This is a genomic window from Micromonospora sp. WMMA1363, from assembly GCF_030345795.1.
Taxonomy (GTDB): Bacteria; Actinomycetota; Actinomycetes; order Mycobacteriales; family Micromonosporaceae; genus Micromonospora.
Genome location: NZ_JAUALB010000001.1, coordinates 5,959,181 through 5,982,952 on the forward strand (window position 1 = coordinate 5,959,181; position 23,772 = coordinate 5,982,952).

Annotated in this window: 16 protein-coding genes and 2 pseudogenes; 11 read left to right on the forward strand and 7 right to left on the reverse strand. The window is 66.9% G+C overall.

From position 1 onward, the window contains the following. Positions 1 to 3: 3 nt before the first annotated feature. Positions 4 to 1,539 carry an ISL3 family transposase gene (locus QTQ03_RS27640; protein WP_502889716.1) on the reverse strand — a complete coding sequence of 512 codons (1,536 nt, stop codon included), beginning with the start codon at positions 1,537 to 1,539 and terminating at the stop codon, positions 4 to 6. Between the two features lie 169 nt (positions 1,540 to 1,708). Between QTQ03_RS27640 and QTQ03_RS27645 the strand changes: the two genes are divergently transcribed. From QTQ03_RS27645 to QTQ03_RS27655, 3 genes are all read left to right on the forward strand, one after another. After that, positions 1,709 to 2,914 carry an IS256 family transposase gene (locus tag QTQ03_RS27645; protein WP_289280776.1) on the forward strand — a complete coding sequence of 402 codons (1,206 nt, stop codon included), beginning with the start codon at positions 1,709 to 1,711 and terminating at the stop codon, positions 2,912 to 2,914. A gap of 75 nt (positions 2,915 to 2,989) precedes the next feature. Then, a complete protein-coding gene (locus tag QTQ03_RS27650) occupies positions 2,990 to 3,175 on the forward strand; it encodes a hypothetical protein (RefSeq protein WP_289280567.1) in 186 nt (61 codons plus the stop codon). Positions 3,176 to 3,266: 91 nt separating this feature from the next. Next, positions 3,267 to 3,800 (forward strand): ParB/RepB/Spo0J family partition protein, encoded by a 534-nt coding sequence (locus QTQ03_RS27655; RefSeq protein WP_289280568.1) that lies wholly within the window; start codon positions 3,267 to 3,269, stop codon positions 3,798 to 3,800. Between the two features lie 372 nt (positions 3,801 to 4,172). Here the strand turns inward: QTQ03_RS27655 and QTQ03_RS27660 are convergent. Then, a pseudogene (locus QTQ03_RS27660) lies at positions 4,173 to 4,271 on the reverse strand (YraN family protein); the annotation flags it as partial. A gap of 343 nt (positions 4,272 to 4,614) precedes the next feature. Between QTQ03_RS27660 and QTQ03_RS27665 the strand changes: the two are divergent. Then, on the forward strand, positions 4,615 to 5,979 hold the full coding sequence (locus QTQ03_RS27665; RefSeq protein ID WP_289280569.1) for a hypothetical protein: 1,365 nt from the start codon (positions 4,615 to 4,617) through the stop codon (positions 5,977 to 5,979). A 7-nt stretch (positions 5,980 to 5,986) separates the two neighbouring features. On the opposite strand, the gene QTQ03_RS27670 is transcribed toward QTQ03_RS27665, so the two are convergent. Next, positions 5,987 to 6,829, reverse strand: a complete 843-nt coding sequence (locus tag QTQ03_RS27670; RefSeq protein WP_289276277.1) for a transposase family protein — start codon at positions 6,827 to 6,829, stop codon at positions 5,987 to 5,989. Between the two features lie 240 nt (positions 6,830 to 7,069). Further along, positions 7,070 to 7,243 carry a hypothetical protein gene (locus tag QTQ03_RS27675; RefSeq protein WP_289280570.1) on the reverse strand — a complete coding sequence of 58 codons (174 nt, stop codon included), beginning with the start codon at positions 7,241 to 7,243 and terminating at the stop codon, positions 7,070 to 7,072. Between the two features lie 298 nt (positions 7,244 to 7,541). On the opposite strand from QTQ03_RS27675, the gene QTQ03_RS27680 reads away from it, so the two are divergent. The 3 genes from QTQ03_RS27680 (at position 7,542) to QTQ03_RS30475 (ending at position 15,866) form a co-directional block, all read left to right on the forward strand. Then, positions 7,542 to 8,378: a LamG domain-containing protein gene (locus QTQ03_RS27680; protein ID WP_289280571.1), complete on the forward strand. Its 837-nt coding sequence runs from the start codon at positions 7,542 to 7,544 to the stop codon at positions 8,376 to 8,378. A 245-nt stretch (positions 8,379 to 8,623) separates the two neighbouring features. Further along, complete coding sequence (locus QTQ03_RS27685; RefSeq protein WP_502889891.1) at positions 8,624 to 15,286, forward strand: polymorphic toxin-type HINT domain-containing protein; 6,663 nt, start codon at positions 8,624 to 8,626, stop codon at positions 15,284 to 15,286. Between the two features lie 58 nt (positions 15,287 to 15,344). Continuing rightward, positions 15,345 to 15,866, forward strand: a complete 522-nt coding sequence (locus tag QTQ03_RS30475; protein WP_353890656.1) for a suppressor of fused domain protein — start codon at positions 15,345 to 15,347, stop codon at positions 15,864 to 15,866. A gap of 88 nt (positions 15,867 to 15,954) precedes the next feature. On the opposite strand, the gene QTQ03_RS27690 is transcribed toward QTQ03_RS30475, so the two are convergent. The 3 genes from QTQ03_RS27690 to QTQ03_RS27700 form a co-directional block, all read right to left on the reverse strand. Next, positions 15,955 to 16,128, reverse strand: coding sequence for a hypothetical protein (locus QTQ03_RS27690; protein ID WP_289280572.1), 174 nt, complete (start codon positions 16,126 to 16,128; stop codon positions 15,955 to 15,957). Positions 16,129 to 16,264: 136 nt separating this feature from the next. Further along, the gene (locus QTQ03_RS27695) at positions 16,265 to 18,031 is read right to left on the reverse strand and encodes a reverse transcriptase/maturase family protein (protein ID WP_289277102.1); all 1,767 of its coding nucleotides are present in this window, start codon (positions 18,029 to 18,031) and stop codon (positions 16,265 to 16,267) included. Positions 18,032 to 18,420: 389 nt separating this feature from the next. Further along, positions 18,421 to 19,695, reverse strand: a complete 1,275-nt coding sequence (locus tag QTQ03_RS27700) for an ISAs1 family transposase (RefSeq protein WP_289280573.1) — start codon at positions 19,693 to 19,695, stop codon at positions 18,421 to 18,423. Between the two features lie 495 nt (positions 19,696 to 20,190). Between QTQ03_RS27700 and QTQ03_RS27705 the strand changes: the two are divergent. The 4 genes and pseudogenes from QTQ03_RS27705 to QTQ03_RS27720 form a co-directional block, all read left to right on the forward strand. Next, positions 20,191 to 20,604 (forward strand): annotated as a pseudogene (locus QTQ03_RS27705) (uracil-DNA glycosylase family protein); the annotation flags it as partial. Positions 20,605 to 20,793: 189 nt separating this feature from the next. Beyond that, a complete protein-coding gene (locus QTQ03_RS27710) occupies positions 20,794 to 21,933 on the forward strand; it encodes an acyl-CoA dehydrogenase family protein (RefSeq protein WP_289280574.1) in 1,140 nt (379 codons plus the stop codon). Between the two features lie 160 nt (positions 21,934 to 22,093). Beyond that, positions 22,094 to 23,407, forward strand: coding sequence for an MFS transporter (locus tag QTQ03_RS27715; RefSeq protein ID WP_289280575.1), 1,314 nt, complete (start codon positions 22,094 to 22,096; stop codon positions 23,405 to 23,407). Between the two features lie 3 nt (positions 23,408 to 23,410). Beyond that, complete coding sequence (locus QTQ03_RS27720) at positions 23,411 to 23,611, forward strand: DUF3046 domain-containing protein (protein WP_289280576.1); 201 nt, start codon at positions 23,411 to 23,413, stop codon at positions 23,609 to 23,611. Positions 23,612 to 23,772 lie beyond the last annotated feature (161 nt).

Below are 23,772 nucleotides of genomic sequence, written 5' to 3' on the forward strand. Positions count from 1 at the left end.
CTGTTATCCGAGGAGGATGCGGTGGCGGAGCAGGGTGAAGCCTGCTCGTCCGTGCATTTGACGTGCGATTCGTTTGGTCTTGGTGTTGACGCCTTCGGTGGGGCCGTTGCTGTAGGGGAGCGTGAGCGCGGCGTTCACGGCGTCGCGGTCGCGTTCCAGGCCTCGGGTGAAGGCGTGCAGATGAGGTAGATCGACCGTGCGAACCTGCAGGATCCAGTGCGAGAGCCGGTCGGTGTTTGCGGGTTGAGGCGTCAGGAGCTCGGCGAAGCGTCCGACAGCGGCGGCGAGTTGGGTCATCTCTGGGCAGGCTGCGGTGAGCCGTGCCAGTAGATCTCGGCGCTCGGGTTTGAGGTTGTCGGGTCTGGTGAGGATCATCCGGGCGAGGCGGCGTGGGGAGATGTGGCTGCGGTCGGCGTCCGCGCGGCCTTGGTTGATGTACTTGTGCAGGAGGTTGAGGCAGCCGGTGAAGCCGAGGGTCTTGATCTCGTCGAAGAGGTGCTTGACGCCGACGCTGGGGTCCTCGGCTCGACGTTTGCGTAGGTGTTCGCGGTAGGGGTCGACGAGGCTGGCACGGTATTTGGGGACGCGGAGCATCCGCTCGGGCCGGTCGGCTCGCGCGTAGCGCTTGACGGTGTTCAGGGCCAACTGCAGACGGCGGGCGCACTCCAGCAGGCCCACGCCTTGGTCGAGCAGGTCATGGACCTGGTGCCAGCGTTGCTGGGTCGTCCGCGCGCGGGGGCCGTCGTAGATGGGTGCGTCCAGGACGGGGGCCCAGCAGGTACTGTGCGCCTTCACCTCGCTGAGGGCGGCTTCACAGAGGTTGTGCCACAGGTGCCACCGGTCTGCGACCTGCACCGCGTCGGGCAGGGCGCGGCGAATGGCCTCGGCGTAGGTCGCCGAGCCGTCGCGGCATACGACCTCGACGCCGGGATGTGCGCGTAACCACGCTTCGAGGGTGTCGGCGGTGCGGTCGGGTAGCACGTCGATCCGCTCATGGGTCTCGGCGTCGATCACCACGGTGGCGTAGCGGTGCCGCCGGCGTAGAGCGAAATCGTCAACGCCGATCACCCGAGGCGTCCGCTCATTGGGCAGCGGGATGCACAGCAGGGCGCGTAGGGCCGTGTGACGGGACAGGCCCATGGCGAGTATCGCCAGCAGACGCGACCCTGCCCGGCCCGCTAACTCCTTGACGACGGCTTTGACCTGCCTGTTCAAACGGGCTGTGCGGCGCTGGTATCGCTCCAGCACCCCGGGAACCTGTTCACGGAAGGTGTGGCGGCAGCCGCGCGTGGGGCACACCAGACGCCGCACCCGCACACGGACCACCACCCGGCGCCCGTCGACCGGAACGTCGGCGACCGTCCGCCAGTGATAGCCGTGCACCCGTCCGGACGAGGCCCCGCACCTCGGGCAGACCGCAGTGTCACGCGGCGTCCGGGCCCGCACCACGATCCGCTCACCCTCGTCGGTCACGTCCTCGATGACCAGCGGGGACAGCCCCGAGAACACCGTCTGTACAAGTCTGTTGACATCCTCCACATAGGAACAACGACACCCGCCACCCTCCGTCACCACCGAAAGTGAGACAGGGCCCAAATAACGGCTGATCGACCGATCAAGGGAGAGACGCCAGATGACGACCGAGACCACCGTGGGACAGCCGGCCGTGGAGCCGGTGGGTGCGGTCACGGATGAGCAGTTGATCGCGATGCTGGTCGATCGGGCTCGTGGTGACGGGTTGAAGCTGACCGGCGAGGGTGGGCTGCTGCAGCAGCTGACGAAGCGGGTCCTCGAGTCGGCGTTGGATGGGGAGATCACCGACCACGTCGGCTACGACAAGCACGACCCGGCGGGTCGGGGTAGCGGGAACACCCGTAACGGCAGCCGGACCAAGACGGTGCTCACCGACGTCGGGCCGGTCGAGGTGCGGGTCCCACGCGACGCCGCCGGGACGTTCGAGCCGCAGATCGTGCGTAAGCGGCAGCGGCGTCTGACCGGCGTCGACGACATGGTCCTGTCGCTGTCGGCCAAGGGCCTGACCCACGGCGAGATCGCCGCGCACCTGGCTGAGGTCTACGGCGCTGAGGTGTCGAAGCAGACCATCTCCACGATCACCGACAAGGTCATGGACGGCATGGCCGAGTGGCAGAACCGGCCCCTGGACCGGGTCTACCCGGTCGTGTTCATCGACGCCATCAACGTCAAGATCAGGGACGGTCAGGTCGCGAACCGGCCGATCTACCTCGCGATGGCGGTCACCGTCGACGGCCACCGCGACATCCTCGGTATCTGGGCCGGTGACGGCGGCGAGGGCGCCAAGTACTGGCTGCACGTGCTCACCGAGTTGAAGAACCGCGGCGTGGCCGACGTGCTGATGCTGGTCTGTGACGGGCTCAAGGGACTGCCGGAGACGGTGGAGACGGTGTGGCCGCGCACGATCGTGCAGACGTGTGTGGTGCACCTGCTGCGCAACTCGTTCCGCTACGCCGCCCGGCAGGACTGGGACAAGATCGCCAAAGCGCTGCGGCCGGTCTACACCGCGGCGACCGAGGACGCCGCCACCGAGCGGTTCCTCGAGTTCGCCGAGGCGTGGGGCCGTAAGTATCCGGCGATCGTGAAGCTGTGGGAGAACGCGTGGGCGGAGTTCGTGCCGTTCCTCGCCTTCGACGTGGAGATCCGCAAGGTCATCTGCTCCACGAACGCGATCGAGTCCGTCAACGCCCGTATCCGCAGGGCCGTGCGAGCTCGTGGCCACTTCCCGAACGAGCAGGCCGCACTCAAGTGCGTCTACATGGCCTTGATGAGCCTCGACCCGACCGGAGCCGGCCGCCGACGCTGGACCATACGCTGGAAAGCACCACTGAACGCCTTCCAGATCGCCTTCGAAGGCCGGCTCACCCCGGCCAACAACTGACCACCTCAACAACCAAGATCAGCCGTTAACTTGACACTCCCGCACCCGAAGCTACGACCCGCCGTTGCAGTACTAGTGCATCACGTCGGCGCGTTCCCGGTGTTGGAGGACCAGCTGACGATGTGGACGCCGGAGTCGGGGGACTCTCCGGACCGGCTGGACGCGCTGGTGCACGGGGTGACGTATCTGCGGTCGAAGGAGTCCAGGCGGGCGGTGGTGGCGTCGCCGCTTCGGGGCAAAGTCGCAGGTCATGGGCGGTGACGATTGGACAGTCATCGATCTCGAATCGATACAATGACTATGTACGGCACGAGCTGTACGTGTGTTCACGTGGAATTAGGAAGGAATGAGAGTGACAGCAGCCACGAAGGCACGCCGCCCGAAGGTGAAGGCGCCGTACCTGGCCCAGCTCGACCTGCGGGAACTGGTCGCGCACCCGAGTAACCTGCGGCGCAGCATCGGCGACTTGACCGAGCTTCGCGCCTCCATCGCCGCCTACGGCGTGTGGCAGGCCCTGACCGTCGTGCCCGAGGACGACGGCGGCCACCGCATCGTCGCCGGCCACCGGCGAGCCGCCGCTGCGGTCGAGGCCCTGGAGGCCGGCGAGTGGCCGGAGGATCAGCCGCAGACCGTGCCGTGCCTCGTCCGGCCTGATTTGGTCGGCCTGACCGCCGAACAGATCGTCGCCATGCTGGTCGAGAACGACCAGCGCGTCGACATCACCGCGTCGGAGCGGGCGGCCGGGTACGCGCAGCTGGAGCTGTTCGGCCTGGACGTCGCCGAGATCGCGCGGCGCACCGGTCGGAAGCGGGAGCATGTCCAGTCCGCTCTCAAGCTGACGAAGCTCGGCGACGTGGCCACCGCGGCCGCCGACGCCGGCCGCTGAGCTTGGAGGACGTCGCCGAGCTGGCCGATTTCGAGGACGGTCCGAAGACGATGGAGAAGATCCTCAAGGACGTCGGCAGCGGCTGGGGGATCAAACACAAGGTCGGCGAGGAGCGCCGCAAGCGGCAGGTAAAAGCGGCCGTCGCCGAGCTGACCGCCGAGCTGGAAGCGGCCGGCGTGAAGATCGCGAAGAAGCCGAAGGAGTGGCCGTACAACTGCGCGATGGCGCGCGTCGACCAACTCCAGACGGCGGACGGCAAGGACCTCGACCCGGACGAGGTGAAGGCCCTCGACGGATATGGCGCGCTGGTCGAGGAGCGGTGCGGAACGTGCCGATGGTGTCGCGGCGCGAAGCCCGGGTCGGCGAAGACGTGCGCCAGTTGCGGGCCACGGGCGGTAGGCCGGCTGCGATCAGGTGTCGCACGACGCGGCGTTCTCCGTACGCGCCGACCGGCTGGTTCCGTCTGCTCATGCCCGGCAGGATGCCGCGAACCCGGCCTGCAATCGCCGCTCCGTACGGCGCGCTTGTGAACAATATCGCCTTCTGTGGATGTACGGATGATCATGCCCTCGGTGTGCTATGGAGCTGAGACGCCCGACCCGGTCAGGTGAGAGTGGCTCAGCGATGGATGACGAACCTTCGTGGGCATGTCCGACTTGGGGTCCGACCGCCCGTGTTCGGTGGAGGGTCTTTCGCGTTCCTCCGGTTTGATCTAGGGTCGCTGGGACGTGTCGACTTCGGGGGGCTGGGTTTGTTGGCCGGTGTGGTGTGGCCGTGGGGTGGCGGGCGGCGGGTGGCCGGTTTGGCTGCCGTGGTGGCGGTGGTCGCGGTATTCGGCGGGGCGGTCGTGCCGGCGGCGTCGGCGTCGGCGGCGTGTGTCGATGAGGTGGCGACTGTCGAGGTCGCGTTGGCGACGGCTGAGGCCTGTGATGCGCAGGTCGAGGTGTCGTCGATGCGGTCGGAGACGTTGTTGGCGTTTGCGAATCCGGATGAGACGATGACGGCGGTGATGTCGCCGGTTCCGGTTCGGACGTTGCAGGGGTCTGAGTGGGTCGATATTGACACGACTCTGGGGCGTAGCGGTGACGGGACGGTGTCGCCGGTGGCTACGACTCAGGATTTGACGTTGTCCGGTGGTGGTTCGGGCCCGTTGTTGACGTTGGGTGAGCCTGGTCGGCGGATTGCGTTGACGTGGTCGGCGGGTTTGCCGGCGCCGGTGTTGAGTGGTGATCTCGCGACGTATCCGGAGGTTTTTCCGGGTGTGGATCTGCAGGTTCGTGTTGGTGGCAGCTGGTATCAGCAGTTGTTTGTGGTGAAGTCGCCGGAGGCGGCGGCGAATCCGGCGTTGGCGTCGTTGTCGTTTGATGTGGCGACGGAGGGTGTGACGCTGCGGGAGCAGTCGGATGGGGCGATCGAGGCGGTGGGTGCCGCGGGTGAGGTGGTGTTTGCTGCTGCCGCGCCGTCGATGTGGGCGTCTCCCGACTCGTTGGGGGTAGAGGTGGCAGCCCGGTCCGGGGAGTGGTCGCCGGCGTTGTTGGACGCCCTGGTGGGTGCGGCGGCCGTTGACGAGCCGGCTGAGCCGGCTGAGCCGCATCGGGTGCGGATGGATGCGGAGGTTTCGGAGTCGCGGTTGACGGTGGTGCCGGTGCAAGAAGTGTTGCGGTCGCCGGACACGGTTTTCCCGGTTTATATTGATCCGAATTTCGCGTATCCGTCGCCGGCGTACTGGACGAACGTGATGGATGACAACCCGACCCACTCGTATTTCAACGAGCATGACGAGTTGAAGGTGGGTCGGCAGTGGAAAACCTCGAATGTGTGGCGTACGCACATGCAGTTCCACAACTTCGCTGTTATGGCCGGGTCGACGATCCTGTCGGCGGACTTCAAGGTGACTGCTGATCATACGGCGGATTGTGCGGGTACGGATATCCAGTTGTGGGAGACGGAGCATATCAGTCACTTCTATCAGTACACGTGGAATACCGCGGCTAATGGCTGGTTGAAGTATCTGGACACGAAGCATTTCGATGCGAATGAGGCGTCGTGTCCCAAGGGTGACGACGACAACGTGTTTGGTGGGGCGTTGAAGTCGGCGGTGCAGGCGAGGGTGAGTGCCGGTGCTACCGCGATGACGTTCGGTATGCGGGCGGCCAGCGAGTCTGATTACTATCAGTGAAGTAATCTCAGCGACTTTGCGGTAGGTACTTGTACTCGAAATGGGTCAGGTGGAGTGCGGCGGCGAGGATGTCGCTGATCCGGTGTGGGCTGGCGGTGGTATGCCGGAGGGTTTTCCAGCGTCCGACCAGGATCGCGAAGCCGCGTTCGCCCTGCCAGCGCAGTCCGCGTAGCAGCCGGTTGTAGGCGCGGTTGTCGGGAGCGAGCCGCTGCCCGTCGGTGGGCTGCTTGACCGGGACTTTGACGCCTTGACCTGCGCCTTCGTAACCGGAGTCGGCCAGGGTAGGCAGGTCGAGTTCGGAGGCGGCCCAGTTCAGGGCAGCCGTGATGCCCTGCTGTTGGGCGCAGGTCAGATCGTGCAGATGCCCCGGCATCGCCGCGGAGGTCCACACCGGCAGGCCGTCCGGGCGCATGACCGCTTGAACGTTTCCGCCGAAGTCACGATGCTTGCCGGAATACCAGGCGTCGATCGTGTCGCCCTTGACGCTGAGGGTGGTCTCGGCCACCCGGTCGCAGTCGAACAGCTTTCCGTCCAGGATCACGTACGACCAGCCGTCGTCGGCGACCCGGCGCAGGGCTGTGTGTAGATCCTGGGCCTGCGCGGCCAACACTGCGACACCCTCGGCCATATACCGGTACGCAGTGGCCCGGGAGATGCCGAACCCGGCGCCCAGCAGGGTCGCGTCCTCGCCTTTGCGGAACCAGACGAGCACCAGGAGTGCCTGGTAGAAGCAGGTCAACGCGCGGGTGTCGCGCCGTGTCCCCTTGGCTCGGCGTTGCGCGGCAAGCAGCCGGCCGAGGTACTGCACGAGTTCCCTGGGGACGTCGACCATGGCACGATAGGCAATCACGTGGAGCCCTCTCGAAGACGTGGATCTTGTCGCAAAGACCTGTCTATCGATGGCTCCACGCCCACTTCCAGCACCGTCCGGCGTGACCCGGTTCGCCCGTGTCGTACCAATCAACACATTCGCGTCGCTGAGATCAGCTCAGTGGACGAATTTCTTGCCGAACAAGACGGCCCTGGTTGTGCAGTACGACATGGTTCCGGCGCGGCCGGTTGGTCTGTCGTTCACGACGACGTCGGATTGCTATGTGCAGTGTTCGTCGCCGGCGGTGGTGCGGACCGTGACGCCGACGTTGCGGGCGCAGGTGCAGGATGTGAATGGCGGCGTGTTGCAGACGGCGTTCGAGATTCGTGATGCCGCGAGTTTGTCGGCGGCGATCGTGGTGGGTAGCACGACGATGCCGCGGTCGTTCGTCACGACGTCGGGTAACGCGACTGCGGTGGCGACGTCTCAGGTTCCGGCGGGCAAGTTGGCGTCGGGGGCAACGTATTACTGGCATGCGACCACGGTGGACGAGTTGGGGCTGTGGAGTGGGTGGGGCCCCTGGTACAGCTTCACGGTCGATACGTCCGGTCCGTCGGCGTCGGTGTCTTCGACCCAGTATCCGTCTGGGGCGTGGGGTGCGGTGGTGGGTACGGCGGGGTCGTTCGTTCTGTCGGGCCCGGCGGAGGTCGCGAACTTCACCTGGTGGGTCGATGGGGGGTCGGCTCAGACGGTGACGGCGACCGGGACGACGACGAAGACCGTCACCGTGAACTACACGCCGTCGACGGACATGGTGCATACGTTGCATGTGAAGGCGAAGAACATCGCCGGTGGTACGGGTGGCACCTACGACTACCAGTTTTGGGTTTCCCCGGTGGCCGACAGGTATTCGCATTGGAAGTTCGACGAGTCGTCGGGTGTGGCGGCTGCTGATTCCGGGTCGGGTGGCAGTGCGTTGGCGCCGGGGACGTTGGGTGGGAACGCTGAGTTCGTGCCGGGGTATTTGGGTAACGCGGTGCGTCTGTCGGGGCCGAGTGATCGGGTGACGACGGCGGGTCCGGTGTTGGACACGACGAAGAGTTTCACGGTGATGGCGTGGGTCCGTGCCGGTGATCTGGGGGCGCAGACCAAGCAGACGGTGATGGCGCAGGACGGGTCGACGGCGTCGCGGTTCGAGTTGCAGTTCCAGCAGGCTGCGAACGGGGGGCAGGGCGGCTGGTGTTTCGTGATGTCGGGGGACTCCTCCGGGGGTGGAAAGGTCAGTGCCTGCGCTGATGGCCTGTCGGTGGGTTTGCCGTCGGAGGACACGTGGGTGCATGTGGCGGGGCGGTATGACCAGGTCAGCGGGAAGATGCGCGTGTACGTGATGGGTGACCCGCAGCGGTGTGCGGGTGAGGTCGCGGAGGCTACCGCTCCGGCGGCGTGGCCGGCGACGGCCTCGTTCGCGGTGGGGCGTGGCTGGTCGGGCGGTTCCGGGGTGTCGTACTGGCGTGGTGACATCGATGACGCCCGCGCGTACCAGCGGGTGCTGTCCGATTCGGAGATCTGCGAGCAGGCATCGCAGTAGCCGAGAGGGTGTGGGGGTGATCCGGATTCGCGTCGTGGTCACCCCTACACGTCATGTGTGATCTTCAGTCCGTGGGACTCGTCGAGTCGCTCACGGTTCTGTTCGGGCAGTACTGACGTAGCGGGTGGGAGATGGCTGTGAGTGGTAACGGCGCGCGGTGGCTGGGTCGATCCGGCACGAGGGGCGTCCGGCTGGGGCGGTCGGTGTTGCTGGCTGTTGGCTTGTCGGCGGTGCTGACGCTGACGATGTTGGGTGAGCAGCCGGACGCGGTGGCGGCGCCGAAGTGGGATCCGCCCAAGCCCAAAGACGCTGCCGGGGTGGCGGCGCGTGCTGGCAAACCCACTCCTGGCCGTTCTCATCATGCCGATGCGTCGAGGGTGACGGCGGGGGCGAAGGATGTGGTGTGGCCGTCGGGGACCGCGGTCGCTGATGTGGCTGCGGCGACTGCGGCGGCTGGCCGGGCGCGTACGACCCGGGCGGGGTTGACCGGCCCGGTCCGTGCCCGCGCCGGCACTCTTCCGGTCACGGTGTCCGCCGTGCCGCCGGCGGATGATGTGTTGCCGCGTAGGGGTGCCGCTGCGGCGGTGTCGGCGGTGAAGGTGAAGGTGCACGACCGGGCCGCCACCGCGAAGGCCGGTGTGGAGGGTTTGCTGGTGTCGGCTGCCCGCGCCGATGGGAAGCCCGGGGTGGGGCGGGCGCGGGTTCAGGTCGACTACGCGGGGTTCGCGCGGGCCTATGGTGGGGGTTGGGCGTCGCGGTTGCGGTTGGTGCAGCTGCCGGAGTGTGCCCTGAGCACGCCGGAGGTGGAGGCGTGTCGCACCCGCACCCCGGTGCCGACGGTCAACGACACCGCGAACAGTGAGGTGGCGGCCACCGTGGCCGTCGGGGCGCGGGCGTCGATGGTGCTTGCTGTCGAGGCCGGGGCGTCGGGTGACAACGGTGACTACACCGCGACGAGTCTGTCGGCGGCGGGGCAGTGGCAGGTGTCCACGCAGACGGGTGACTTCTCGTGGTCGTATCCGCTGCGGGTGCCGCCCTCCCTCGGTGGGCCGGCGCCGGATGTCAGTTTCGCGTACTCGTCGGGCAGTGTCGACGGTCGGACGGCGTTGACCAACAACCAGGGTTCCTGGATTGGTGACGGCTGGGATACCTGGCCGGGGTTCATCGAACGTAAGTACCAGTCGTGTGCCGACGACAATCCTGGTCACAAGACCGGTGACCTGTGCTGGTTCAGTGACAACGCGACCCTGTCACTCAACGGCCACGCCGGGGAGTTGATCCGGGACGGGTCGATGTGGCGGCTCCGCAACGACGACGGCACGAAGGTCGAGAGGCTGAGCAGCTCGGCGCGGGGGAACGGCGACAACGACAACGAGTACTGGAAGGTCACCACCACCGACGGTATCCAGTATTTCTTCGGCTACCACAGGTTGCCGGGTTGGAGCAGCGGCAAGCCGGTCACGGACTCGACGTGGACGGTGCCGGTGTTCGGAAACAACCCGGGTGAGCCGTGTTACGACGCCACGTTCGCCGACGCCCACTGCGCGCAGGCGTGGCGGTGGAACCTCGACTACGTCGTGGACCCGAACGCGAACTCGATGGCGTACTTCTACGGCACGGAGACCGGCGCCTACGCCCGTGATCTCAACCCCGACCAGCGCACCACCTACGACCGCGGTGGGTATCTGAAGCGCGTCGAGTACGGCATGCGCGCCAACGCCGAATACAGCCAGGCGGCGCCGCTGCGGGTGCTGTTCACCACCGCCGAGCGGTGCCTCACGTCGTGTTGGAGCGGGGCGGCGTGGACGTCGGATCCGGTGACCGCGAACTGGCATGACACCCCGTGGGACCAGTACTGCAAGACCGCGCCGTGTACGACGCAGGGCGCGCCGACGTTCTGGAGCGCGCGCCGGCTGGCGAAGGTCACCGCGCAGACCCGGAGCGGCACGTCCACGTATGCGGATGTGGAGTCGTGGGCGTTGCGGCACGAGTTCCTGAACGCGGGTAACGGTGAGACCGTGCCGATGTGGCTGCGGGGGATCACCCGCACCGGGCATGTCACCACCGCCGGCGGTGCGGTCGTGTCGGACCCGGAGATCACGTTCGACAGTGGTTCTGATCCGTTGCCGAACCGGGTCGACGGCCCGGACGACGACCGTACGGCGCTGTATCGGTGGCGGATCAAGGCGGTGCACACGGAGACCGGTGGGGACATCATCGTCTCCTACTCCGGTGCGGACTGCACCCGCACGACGCTGCCCAGCCCGGCGACCAACACGAAGCGGTGCATGCCGTCGTACTACTCCCCGGACGGGCAACCGCCGACGTTGGACTGGTTCCACAAGTACGTCGTCACCCGCATCGACCTTGATGACACGGTCACGGACCAGCCGTCCGAGGTCACCCTGTACGACTACGACACCCCGGCGTGGGCGTACAACACCGACGAGTTGACCAAGGACAAGTACCGCACCTGGGGGGACTGGCGCGGCTACGGCAAGGTCACCGTCCGGCACGGCGACACGACCGGGCAGCAGACCGCCGTCGAGCACCGCTACCTACGCGGCCTCGACGGCGACAAGGCCAGCTCGGGTGTCAAGGATGTGTGGGTCACCGACTCCTGGGGCGGCACCATCGAGGACCACGAAGCCCTGCGGGGCTTCGAACTGCAGACGATCACGAAGAACGGGCCGAGTGGCGCGGAGGTGGCCTCCACCCGCAACGACCCGTGGATCAATGGGCCCACCGCCACCCGCAGCCGCAACGGCATCACCACGAAGGCGTGGATGGTCGACACCGACGTCGCCCGCGCCCGCACCGCCCTCGCCGCCGGCGGACACCGATACGCCAAGACTGTCACCAGTTACAACAGTGACGGCCTACCGGTCACAGTCGAGGACCACGGCGACGAGGCCGTCACCGGTGACGAGACGTGCACCCGTACCAGCTATGCCCGTAACGACGCCATCTGGATGATCAACCGGGCGTCGCAGACCGAAACCCTGTCCAGGCTCTGTGCCGGCGCCCCGACCCCCGCCGACCCGGCCACCGTCCTGAACCGGTCCCGGTCGTTCTACGACACCTACGTCAACGACTCCTCTCACGGCCAGGCGCCCACGAAGGGCAACGTGGTCCGCACCGAGGAACTGGAGACATTCAGCGGCAGCACACCGGTGTATACCCGCACCTCCACCATGGCCTACGACACCAACGGCCGCATCACCGCTGTTACCGACCCGCGTGGGCACACCACCACCACCGCTCACACGACCGCGAACGGTGGTCAGGTCGTCCAGACCGTGGTGACCAACCCGAAGGGGCACGCGAGCACGACCCTGCTGGTGCCGGCGTGGGGCGCCGCGACGAAGGTCACCGACGCCAACGGCGCGGTCGCCGAACTCACCTACGACGGTCTCGGCCGGTTGACCAACGCGTGGAAGCCCGGCCGGAACAAGGCCACCCAAACACCGAGCGTCAAGTTCGCCTACCAGGTCCGCAAGAGCGGTGGCCCGACCGCCGTTACGGTGGAAAACCTCCTGCCGACCGGGGCGGCGTACCGAAAGTCGGTGAACCTGTATGACGGGTTCCTGCGGCTGCGACAGAACCAACTCCAGGCCACCGGCGGTGGACGCACGGTCACCGACACGATGACCAACAGCCTCGGTGCGACCGCGTGGACGTCCGCGCCCTACTACGACTCCACCAACACCGCGGTGAACACCAGCCTGGCCACACCACAAGGCCAGATCCCCTCGATCACCCAACACACCTACGACGGCGCCGGACGGCAGACCGCGCAGATCCTGCTCGCCAACGGCGTGGAGAAGTGGCGCACCACCACCAGCTACGGCGGTGACCGCGTCCACACCACCCCACCGACCGGTGGCACCGCCACCACCACCATCACCGACGCCCACGGCCGCACCACCGCCCTGCGCCAGTACAAGAACCCCACCGACCTCGGCAGTGACGACCCGGCAACGTTCGACAAGACCAGCTACGCCTACACCCTGCTCGGACAACTCAAGACCGTCACCGACGTCACCGGCGCCAACGCCTGGTCCTACACCTACGACCTGCGCGGCCGGCAAACCCAGGCGGTGGACCCGGACAAGGGCACCACCACCAGCACCTACGACGCCGCCGGCAACCTCGAAACCAGCTCGGCCACGGGACGATCCCCCATCGCCTACACCTACGACGAACTCGGCCGCAAAACCAGCGTGCGCGACGACACCACCAGCGGGAACAAACGCGCTGAATGGGTGTACGACACGCTGCCCAACGGCAAGGGCAAACCCACCGCGGCGATCCGCTACTCCGGCGGTAACCCCTACACCACCCGGGTCGACGCCTACGACGCCTACGGCCGACCCACCTCCACCTCCGTCGTGCTCCCGGCAGCCCAGTCAGACCTGTGCGCCGCCGCGAGCCCCAACACCTGCACCTACACCACCAACCTCACCTACCGGCCCAACGGGCAGCCCTTCCGGGTCACCATGCCCGCCGCCGCGGACCTCCCCTCAGAGAAACTCATCCACGGCTACACCGACGTCGGCGACCCCGCCGGAACCCTCTCCGCAGCCCAGATCTACGTCTATGACGTCACCTACGACAAACTCGGCCAACTCACCCAATACCAACTCGGTGAGTTCGGCTCCCGTGTCGCTGTCACCGCCACCATCGACGAACCCACCCGCCGACTCACCAGCACCAACGTCGTCCCCGAACTCAAACCCGAGGCCGCGAACCACACCTACACCTACGACAACGCCGGCAACGTCACCGAAATCCACGACACCCCCGGCGGCGGCACCGCCGACCACCAGTGCTTCACCACCGACCACCTACGCCGCCTGACCGAAGCCTGGACCCCGGAGGGCGGCACCTGCGCCACCAAGCCCACCGGGTGGAGCCAGATCGACGGGGCCAACGAACCGTACTGGCACACCTGGACCCTCGACGACATCGGCAACCGCACCACCGAAACCCGCCACGGCACCACGGACACCACGCACACCTACAGCTACCCCGACGCCGGCGAACCCAGACCCCACGCCGTCACGAACGTGACCGCCACCGGCGGCGCCACCTGGAACCGCAGCTACACCTACGACGACGCCGGCAACACCACAACCCGACCCACCACCACGGGTGACACCCAAACCCTCACCTGGGACCGCGAAGGCAAACTCACCGCCACCACCGACGACGACGGCGCCACCAGCTACATCTACGACGCCGACGGCAGCCGACTCATCCGCACCGACCCCACCGGCAAAACCCTCTACCTCCCCGGCGGCACCGAAATCCGCCACACCAACAGCGGCATTAAGCAAGCCACCCGGTACTACACCTTCGCCGGCCGCACCATCGCCATCCGCACCGCCACCAACCTCCACTGGATCACCAGCGACCACCACGGCACCGCCCACCTCACTATCAACGCCACCACCCTCACCACCGCCACACGCCGCAACCTCCCCTACGGGGAACAACGCGGCACCACCACCGGCACCTGGCCCACCGGCATGGACAAAGGCTTCCTCGGCGGCACCCAAGACCCCACCGGCCTCACCCACCTCGGCGCCCGCGAATACGACCCCACCCTCGGCCGCTTCATCAGCATCGACCCCATCCAAGACCTCGCTGATCCGCAGCAATGGAACGGATACGCCTACGCCAACAACAACCCCGCCACCTACAGTGACCCTAGTGGGCTGATCTGGACCGACTTCCAGCAAGGTGTAGACCCCCACTTCAATGGAGAAGGCGCGGGTAGCGGATCCAGGGGCCCGGTCGGAAGCGGCAGCTCGTCAAAGGGAAGGGAGAGTAACCATTGCGCAAAGGGCAGTCCCTATGCGTGCCAAGCTGCCGCAGACAAGAAGACCTACAGCAAATCAAGCAAGTACAAGCTAAAGCCACCAAGACCGCGCACGCTAACAGAAGAGATCGCTGCGGAGGTTATCTGCGGGCTGACTGTGATCTGTGCTATCGCGAGTACCGGTTATGATTCATACACGCTCGGCCGCGACATCTACAACGGCAACTTCAAATCAGCGGCAGCCGGTGCCACCGGCTTCATCCCCGGCTGCCCTACAAGAGCATGCCGGCGTGCCGCTGAGAAAGCGCTCGGATGGTCGGGCAGCCGTGGGTCTGGGGCAAAGAGCTGCCTGGTGCCCGGCGCAAAGAGCTTTTCCGCTGACACCACCGTCCTCATGGCCGACGGCAGCACCAAATCAATCAAGGACATCAAGGTCGGAGACCTTGTGTTGGCCACCGACCCCGAGACCGGACAGGAGGGCCCCCGCGAAGTCACCCACCTCTGGGTCCACGAGGACCATATGGTTGACCTGGAACTGGCCAGTGGCGACGCCCTGACTACCACAGAAGATCATCCCTTCTGGAACGAGACCGACCAACAGTGGCAGGATGCCCGACACCTTGACCCCGGTGACCTCCTGTACGCGGCTTCAGGAGAAGCCACCGCCGTGGCCGGACTTGACTGGAATTCCGTCCAGCATGGCTTGGCCTACAACCTGACTGTCGCCGACATCCACACGTACTATGTGATAGCCGGCGAGACGCCGGTGCTGGTGCACAACACGGGCGGGTGTCCCATCGAACCGCGACCGAAATTCCGGAAGGGTACCGTTCAGGATGCGTGGGATGATGCGGCGGAGGGGCCGAATGGTGGACGACTCTGTCCCACTTGTGGGGCTGAAGTTCAGGTTCCCCCAGGAGCCGGACGTCGTGACTGGGATATCGACCATCAGCCTCCGTGGAGCACGAGGAAGCCTGGCATGTCCGGGAACCCAGACCTAACCCGCCGAGACGTAATCGATGAATATCAACGCGGTGTTCGATTGGAATGCCCGCATTGTAACCGCAGTCGCGGAGCAAGGTGATGTGGGAGACGTGGTGGCCGAAGACCTGGTAACGCATCTCGAATCGACTCTTGGTCCAATGGAAGGAGGATGGTCGAAGACTGACTCCGGAGTGCCGCTTCCCGTACAGGTGGCCCGCTTCCGGGACGCGCCCGGACAGGGCCTAACTAGCTTTGTCACGCTGGGCCTCAGTAACCACGAGGTGATGCTGTCCGGTGGCCGCCCGGCCCGAGCTGAGCTAATTTTGTCTTGCTGGAATCGAGATCGTGACTTAGGTGTACCTGCTCTGCTGTCCGTCGTTGCTGGGGACCTTATTAAATCTGCCAAACTTCCCTCCCGTGGCGGCATTCTTGGACCGGCGGGACAACTTTTCGCCGGCTCTCGGCTATCCGCCTTGTATTTTTCAGTCCCGATATTTTTCCCAGCCGAGTTTGGCGCCTGGAAGGGGTCGGCGCCGCCCACGATCCTAATTCAGCTAATCCCCATTACTGAGGACGAGGCTGCCTTGGTTCGAGAGCGAGGCTGGAATGAATTCGAAGATCACCTTGAGCGGCGTGATCCTGACCTGTTTGACTTACGTAGAGAGAGCTCGTTGATTTAGCGCTGAGGTCGTAACGGTGGGTAGTGGACCCGTGTCGAGGGTCAGGGCCCCGGCGTTGTTGCCCTATGTCCGGTTTGCTCATGGTTTGCTAGATGCCGTATGCGGCGAAGGTGTTGGCGCGGTCTTGCATGTCGCGGCGGGCGTAGGCCATGTTGGCGCGGCCGGCGAGGCGGAAGGTGTTCAGGGCCAGATTGCGCATGGCGGCCATGTTGCGGGGTGCGTTCGCGGTGCGTAGCTGGGAGGCGTCCTCGTGGAAGGTCACATCACGGGTCCAATGTGTAGGGTCGGCCGCATGGCGAGGTGCCTGTTGGGCAGGTCCTTTTCCATGCGGCCTCCCTCCGAACCGGACATGATAGTTTCCTGATCATCCGGCTCTCCAGTGACTGCTGCGTGAGCGTTCAGGCCGACTGCCAGCCCTGGATGCGGTCGTAGCATGAGCCGCAGACCACGAGGGACTTGCGGCGTCGTCGTGCCATGAGCTGCATCCAGTCGGGCTGTGCGTCTCCGGTTCTGGCGAGGTCAGCGAGTTTTCGGACGTGGTGAACCTGAATGTTGTCCGTCTGCTTGCAGATCTCGCACGTGTTCGCCAGGAGCCTGCTGATCAGCTCCTTGTGCGGGTAACTCACCTGGAGCGGCCGACGGTCGGAGATGACCGCCGTTTTCTGTCGCTTGAGTGGAATGCCCCCGAACCGTGCTACCAGTGGTTGCCTGCCGTCGCGTTCGATGCGTGCCTCGAAGCAGGTGCGCAACCCGTGCGGTGTTTCGATCTTGGCTTTGTGTCGGGCCGCCATCTTCGACACCGTCGAGTGGTGCTTGCCTGCGAGGGTCTTGAGCATGGAGGTCTTCATGACCCATTCGAGGCGGTGCAGCCGGTGAACGTCACCGGCCAGCAGGTAGTACTGGACGATGCCCCGATACTCGGCCCCGAACGTGGCGATGATTGGGTGATCATCGTTGTGGATCAGGGCACCCCGGTGGGCGGGTTTGCCGCTTGCGAGGTAACGGGAGCACTTGGCCTTGATCACGTCCTTGGGCACGCGCAGCCCGATCGCCGCGTTCGCCGAACGGCGGCCACGGACGATCCTGCGGCTGTCGTGCTGGATGGTGATGTCGTAGCCGAGGAACCGCGCCGCGCTGGAGCGGGCGTGGGTGATCAGCGTCTTCTCGTGCGACAGTTCCAGCTTGAGTTCGTCTCGCAGGAACGCCGCGAGTCGCTGCTTGATCTCCTCAGCTTCGGCCTTCGGTCCGGTGAACCCGAGTAGGTGATCATCTGCGTAGCGGCAGTAGCGCAGCCTCCGGTACTCCGGATCGTCAGGATCGGAACTGGGCAGGGTGCGCATCCGTTTGAGCAGCGTCCGGGCCTCGGCTCGGTCGCCGCGTCGACGGGCCGTCGCCAGCAGGTTGGCCACCTCAAGGTAGGCCGGGTTACGTGCCCGGCGTCCCCCTCGGGTGTACTCGGGAATCAGAACCTTCTCGACGAAGACGTCCAGCTTGTGCAGGTAGAGGTTGGACAGGATCGGGCTGGCGACCCCACCCTGCGGCGCGCCGGACAGCGTGGCGCCCCATCTCCAGTCCTCCAGGTATCCGGCGGTGAGCATGTTGCGCACCAGCCGCAGGAACCGGTTGTCGTGGATCTTCTCCGCCAGGATCGAGATCAAGATCTCGTGATCGAGACTCCCGAAACAGTCGGCGATGTCTCCCTCGATGAACCAGGCCGTTCCGGTCCAGGTGTTGGCCACCTCCCGCAACGCGGTATGGCAGCCCCGGCCGGGACGAAATCCGTGGGACCGGTCGGAGAACTGGGGCTCGTAGTAGGCCTCCAACAGCAGGCGCACCACTTCGCCGACCAGCTTGTCTGACCAGGTAGGCAGGCCGAGGGGCCTGAGCTTGCCGCCCTTCTTCGAGATCATGACCCTGCGCACCGGACGGAACCGGTAACGCTCGTGGCGCATCGCCTCGATGATGCGGCCGATCTTGCCCAGCGACATGCCGTCCACGGTCTCCTGGGTGACCCCGGGCGTCATCGCACCCTTGTTGGCGTAGATGCGTCCGTAGGCCAGCAGATACAACTGCGGGTTGAACATCTGTCGATACAGTTCTTCCAGCGGCAGGCCACGCCTGCCGCGCTCACGCAGGACACCCAGCACCGTTTCGGCGCTCTGCATTACGCATACCTCCCAGTTCTGTGGTGTCCGATCACCTGGCCCCCTTCGCCCGTGCGGACGGCTTTCCCGTCCTCCCTGGCCGGTCGTGACTCCGGCGACTACTACGGGGCCTCCGTCGCCATAGGGCTCGCGCCCGTTAGGCGATCCCACGTTCGTCCTCGTCGTACGTGACAGCGTGACGTAGGCGTCCCACTCATCTCCTTAAATGCCCTCGGTGGGCATCGCCCAGCGCCCGGAGGTTGCACCAGCCCCGTAGATACATGCCGGTGCAGAGCGCGGCGTCGGCTTCGAGCGTGGTGCCGACGGAGTCGAAATCTGCCTCGCTGGAGATTGGGCTTCAGGCAATTCAGCTTTCGCCATATCACGCGGGTCTCCCACCGCACCGCTCCTCACGCTTGGACACGGCCGATGGTTTGCTGGCATGCTCTGATCCCCTTCGCCTTTCGGCATCCGGGTAAGCCATCAGACCCAGAGATGTCCCTCCAATCTCTCCCGGCTGAGCCGGGAATACAGACGAGGCGTTGCGTGGCGCACAGACAATTTTCCACGGTCCAATGTCCCCTGGCGTAGTGGTTGAGGTGTTCGGGGTCGGCTTGGGCGGCGGTGACGCTGACGATGCCGTGGATGATCTCCTTGCTGGTGCGCACGCCGTCGAGGCCACCGGTGTCACGGCGTAGCCGGAACACCTGCCGGGCGCCCGGGAACAGGGTGTCGTCGCAGTCGGCCACGCGCAGTGTCCGGTGCTCGGTACGGCCGTGGCCCTGGTCGTCTGCCACGTGCATGCGGTCGGCGAACTCGACGTCGGTACCGGACAACAACGCGTGCGCGGCCTGCAATGCGAGCGGTTGATTACCCTTCAGGATCAGCATGTAGTGGGCGCCCAACGGCCCGGTGATCAGGCGGGCGGTCTTCTTGGTCGTGTGGAGTGCGTCCAGCGTCAGCAGCATGCCGGCCACGTCCAAAGGGGCAAGCAGATCACCGATCACCGCGTTCTCGCCGCGTTTGTCCGGGACCTGCCGCTGACCGAGGATCACCGCCCGAGCATGGGTGACCGCGGCGACCAGGAACACCTTCTTACCGTCCGCGGTACGGGCGCCGTGCAGAAGTTTCCCGTCGATCGCCGCCGCAGGCAGCAGCCCCGCCGGCCTCGGGTGGGCGACCGCCCGGATCACGGCCCGGCGCTGTTCCCGCTCGACCGGCTCATCCTCGGCGGTCGCGACCTGCGGGACCGGGGCGTCCCCACGCACCACGTCAGCGGCGTAGCCGCACGTCGCCGCGTCCAGAGCGTCACCATCGACGACGGCCAGGACCCGGCGGAAGGTCCGTTCGCTGGGTACCAGGTACCGGCCGGTCAACGGGTTACGGCGGGCGCCGAGACGATGCAGGACATCCTGCGGGGTCCGCGCCGCCCACTGCCGGATCGCGGTCACGCAGTCATTGCCCGCCACCAACGTGGCGCACGCGGTCAGCACCAGGATCACCAGCAACGGATGCCGTAACCCCCGTAGCCGGCGCGGGTCCGGCACCTGCCGCAACCGTTCCACCAGCGACGACGCCACCGACAACGGATCAACCGCACCCGGTCCGGCGGCGAGTTCGGCCTCCCACAACGCCAGATCAGCGAGATGGTCAACAACGGGGTCAATCAGGGAAGATGACAACACGAGCGCGACTCCAGAGACGATCTTCAGGCTTCAGCACCCGAAAGATCACCAGAGTCGCGCTCGTGCCACAACTCCCATCTCTGTCCGATCCTCAACACGGACAGAACACCTCATACCGAAACAACGCCGGGGCCCTGCCTGTTGACCCCGACCGAGTAAGACGCCCAAACAGAGCAGGCCCCCACCTTCCGAAGGTGGGGGCCGTTGCTGCGTTTACACGCTCTCAGTCGATCGGTACAACCTGATTCCCCCGAGGGGACGTCGGGCTGCTGGCCGGGTCGGCTGGGGGCTTAGACATGCCAGCATCAAACAGGGCTAGCAGTGGAGCGCCATCCTTGGAGCAGAGCCGCAGCACCCGGACGTCGGGGCCGATAGAGACGGTGACCGGTGGTAGGTCGGCCGGTTCCCCGCACACCTGGCAGCGTCGTTGAGGCATGCCGGAAGCGTACACGGCATCTTCGTGCTGAGCAGGGGTGCAAGCTCGAACGTCGACCAACTAACGCCGTGAAGCACTTCCGGTTCGAGCTGCGCGGCAAGCGGCGCATCCACCAGACCCCGGACCGGGTCCACATCACCGCCTGCCGGCCCTGGCTGGTCGCCGAGTTCGCCCGACTCCGCCCGGAGATCGTGGTGGTGCTGGGGGCGACCGCCGCGAAGGCGCTGCTCGGCCCCACCTTCCGGGTCACCCGGCAGCGGGGCGAGTTGCTGCCCTGGCCGATGTCGGCCCAGCACCCGGAGGACTTCCGGCGGGTGCCGGTGGACGCCGAAGGTGCCGTCGCCGACGCCCCGGACGCCCGGCTGCTGGCCACCATCCACCCGTCCGCGGTGCTCCGCGCCGACGACCAGGACACGGCGTACGGGGGGCTGGTCGCCGATCTCACCGTCGCCGCCCGTGCCCTCGCCGGCTGATCCGCATGCCGGCTGATCCGCATGCCGGCTGGTCCGCGTGTCGGCTGGTCCGCTCGCGTGGCTGGCGCCCGCGGCCCCACTCCCGCCGACCCTGCGCGCCGTACGCCGGGCACCTGCTCGCGGCCGTCACCCGGTTCGGCGTGCGACCACCGCTGGGCGGGGCGGGTGAGCGGTGCCACACTTGCCGCCATGGACCAGCATCTGTACGAGCGGGACCACGACGAGTTCCGCGACCTGTGCCGTGGGTTCCTGACCCGCGAGGCCGTGCCGCACCACGAGCGCTGGGAGGCCGAGGGGATTGTCGACCGGGAGGTGTGGCGCAAGGCCGGAGCCGTGGGGCTGCTCGGCATGGACGTCGACCCGCAGTACGGCGGAGGTGGCCAGCAGGACTTCCGGTTCAACGCGGTGCTGGCCGAGGAGATCGTCGCCGCGGGCTGCTCCGGGCTCGGGTTCGGCCTGCACAACGACGTGGTGGCGCCGTACCTCACCGAGCTGACCACGGAAGACCAGCGCAAGCGGTGGCTGGCCGGCTTCTGCTCCGGCGACCTGGTCACCGCCATCGCGATGAGTGAGCCCGGTGCCGGCTCCGACCTGGCCGGGGTCCGCACCAGCGCGGTCCGCGACGGCGACACGTTCGTGCTCAACGGGCAGAAGACGTTCATCACCAACGGCGAGATGGCCGACCTGGTGCTGGTCGTCGCCCGCACCGCCGACCAGGGGGCCCACGGGGTGAGCCTGATCGCGGTGGAGACCGGCACTCCCGGCTTCACCCGGGGCCGGCGGTTGGCCAAGGTCGGCCTCAAAGCCAACGACACGGCGGAGTTGTTCTTCGACGACTGCCGGGTGCCGGCGGAGAACCTGATCGGCACCGAGAATCACGGCTTCTACCACCTGATGGCGAACCTGCCCCGGGAGCGCCTCAGCATCGCGGTCGCCGCGGTGGCCGCCGCGGAGAAGCTGCTCGCCGTGACGCTCGACTACGCCCGCGGCCGCGAGGCGTTCGGCCGGCCGATCGGGACGTTCCAGCACAACCGCTTCCTCTTGGCCGAGCTCGACACCGAGGTGACGATCGCGCGGACGTTCGTCAACCACTGCGTCGCCGAGTTCAACGCCGGGCGGCTCTCGGTGACCGACGCGGCCAAGGCCAAGTGGTGGACCACCGAGCTGCAGAACAAGGTCGCCGACCGCTGCGTGCAACTGCACGGCGGGTACGGCTTCATGCTGGAGTACCCGGTCGCGAAGGCCTGGCTGGACGGCCGGGTTCAAACCATCTACGGCGGCACCACCGAGATCATGAAGGAGATCATCGGGCGCGGGCTCGGCCTGTAGCGGGAGCGGCGCCGTCGGCCGGAACGAATACGCACGAGACCGGAGTGGACGCGACCGGGTCGGAGTGGACGTGCGAGGGATCGGAGTGGATGCGCAGGGATCGGAGTGGATGCGCAAGGATAGGTGCGCTGTTCCGCCCCTTACCTTCCGGAAGTAGCCGATGGCCACCGACCTGACCACGCCGGCCCGTACCCGGCCCGACGTCGCCCCGATCCAACGACGGACCCTGCGCCTGCTCTTCGGCACCCAGATCATCGGCGGTATCGGCGTCACCATCGGCATCGCGGTCGGGGCGTTGCTCGCCGCCCGGATCGCCGGCACCGCCGCCGCCGGCCTGGCGCAGAGCGCCGCCGTGGTGGGTGGGGCGCTGCTGGCCGTCCCGGTCACCCGGATCATGAACGAGCATGGGCGCCGGCCGGGGTTGGTCGTCGCCTACCTGGCTGGCGCGACCGGCGCGGTGCTGGTCGTACTCGCCACGGTCACCCGCTTCGTGCCACTGCTCTTCCTCGGCATGCTGCTCTTCGGCGGAGGCACCGCCGCGAACCTCCAGGCCCGCTACACCGCCGTGGATCTCGCCGCCCCGGCCCGTCGGGGCCGTCAACTCTCCGTCATCGTCTGGGCCACCACCATCGGTGCGGTGGCCGCGCCGAACTTCGCCGCGCTCGCCGATCGGGTCACCGGTGGGTGGGGGTTACCGCCGCTGGCCGGTCCGTTCGTGTTCAGCGCCGTGGCGTTCGTGCTCGCCGCCGGCGTGCTCCTGGTTCTGCTGCGGCCTGATCCGCTGCTCACCGCGCGGCGGCTGGCGGCGGCCGACGCACCGGTCGCCCCGCCGCCCACGGCCGAGGTCCCGGCCGCCCGGCGCGGCGCCGGGATGCGCGCGGCCTGGCAGGTGGTACGCGGTCGCCCGGCAGCCCGGTTCGGCATCGCGGCGGTGGCGGTGGGTCACCTGGTGATGGTGGCGGTGATGTCGATGACCCCGGTGCGGCTCGGCGAGTCGCACGGCGACGCGGACGTCCTCCGGGTGGTCGGCATCGTGCTGAGCCTGCACATCGCCGGCATGTATGCCCTGGCCCCGGTGGTGGGCTGGCTCACCGACCGGCTCGGTCGGCGGGCGGTGATCCTCGGCGGCGTCGGGTTGCTGCTTGCCGCCTGCGCGGTCGCCGGCACCGCCGGGCACCACACGCCCCGGCTCTCGGCTGGTCTCGTGCTGTTGGGGCTGGGGTGGTCCGGCACCATGGTGGCCGGCTCGACGCTGCTGTCGGAGTCGGTGCCGGCGGCCGTCCGCCCGAGCGTGCAGGGGCTCTCCGACGTGACCATGGGGCTGGCCGGCGCCGGTGCCGCCGCGGTCAGCGGGTTCGTCATGCGGGCTGCTGGTTATCCGGTGCTCGCCCTGTTGGCGGCGATCGCGGTGGTGCCCCTGGTGGCGCTAGCGTTGCGGGCGGTGCCGGCGGTGGAGTCGGACGAGGAGGGCTGATCAGTGCGGCTGACCGACTTCTGGGCGCGGCTCGAGGAGGCGTTCGGGTCCGCGTACGCGGGCAGCATCGCCAGCGATCAGGTCCTGGCCCAGCTCGACGGGCGGACGATCGAACAGGCCCTCGCCGCGGGCGAGGAGACGCACGTCGTGTGGCGGGCGGTCGTCGCCGCGTACCCCGACCGGGTGCCGGCCCGGCTACGCTGAGTAGCTTCCTCTCTGCTTCCGCGTGTTGCTTGCTTGCTCGTACATCTGTTCGGCTATTGTCCACAGCGGGGTGCTCGTCCACAGCTCACGGCCTGGTCGCTGGTCTTCTGTCGGACCCAGCGCCTAGCGTGTCCGCGTGACGCGAAGCTCAGCAAAGACGC

Excerpts from the sequence above, each read along its gene's own strand:
- QTQ03_RS27645 (WP_289280776.1), top strand. The coding sequence starts at position 1,709 with ATGCTGGTCGATCGGGCTCGTGGTGACGGGTTGAAGCTGACCGGCGAG.
- QTQ03_RS30475 (WP_353890656.1), top strand. The coding sequence starts at position 15,345 with ATGGAAGGAGGATGGTCGAAGACTGACTCCGGAGTGCCGCTTCCCGTA.
- QTQ03_RS27685 (WP_502889891.1), top strand. The coding sequence starts at position 8,624 with ATGTTGGGTGAGCAGCCGGACGCGGTGGCGGCGCCGAAGTGGGATCCG.
- QTQ03_RS27695 (WP_289277102.1), bottom strand. The coding sequence starts at position 18,031 with ATGCAGAGCGCCGAAACGGTGCTGGGTGTCCTGCGTGAGCGCGGCAGG.
- QTQ03_RS27715 (WP_289280575.1), top strand. The coding sequence starts at position 22,094 with ATGGCCACCGACCTGACCACGCCGGCCCGTACCCGGCCCGACGTCGCC.
- QTQ03_RS27710 (WP_289280574.1), top strand. The coding sequence starts at position 20,794 with ATGGACCAGCATCTGTACGAGCGGGACCACGACGAGTTCCGCGACCTG.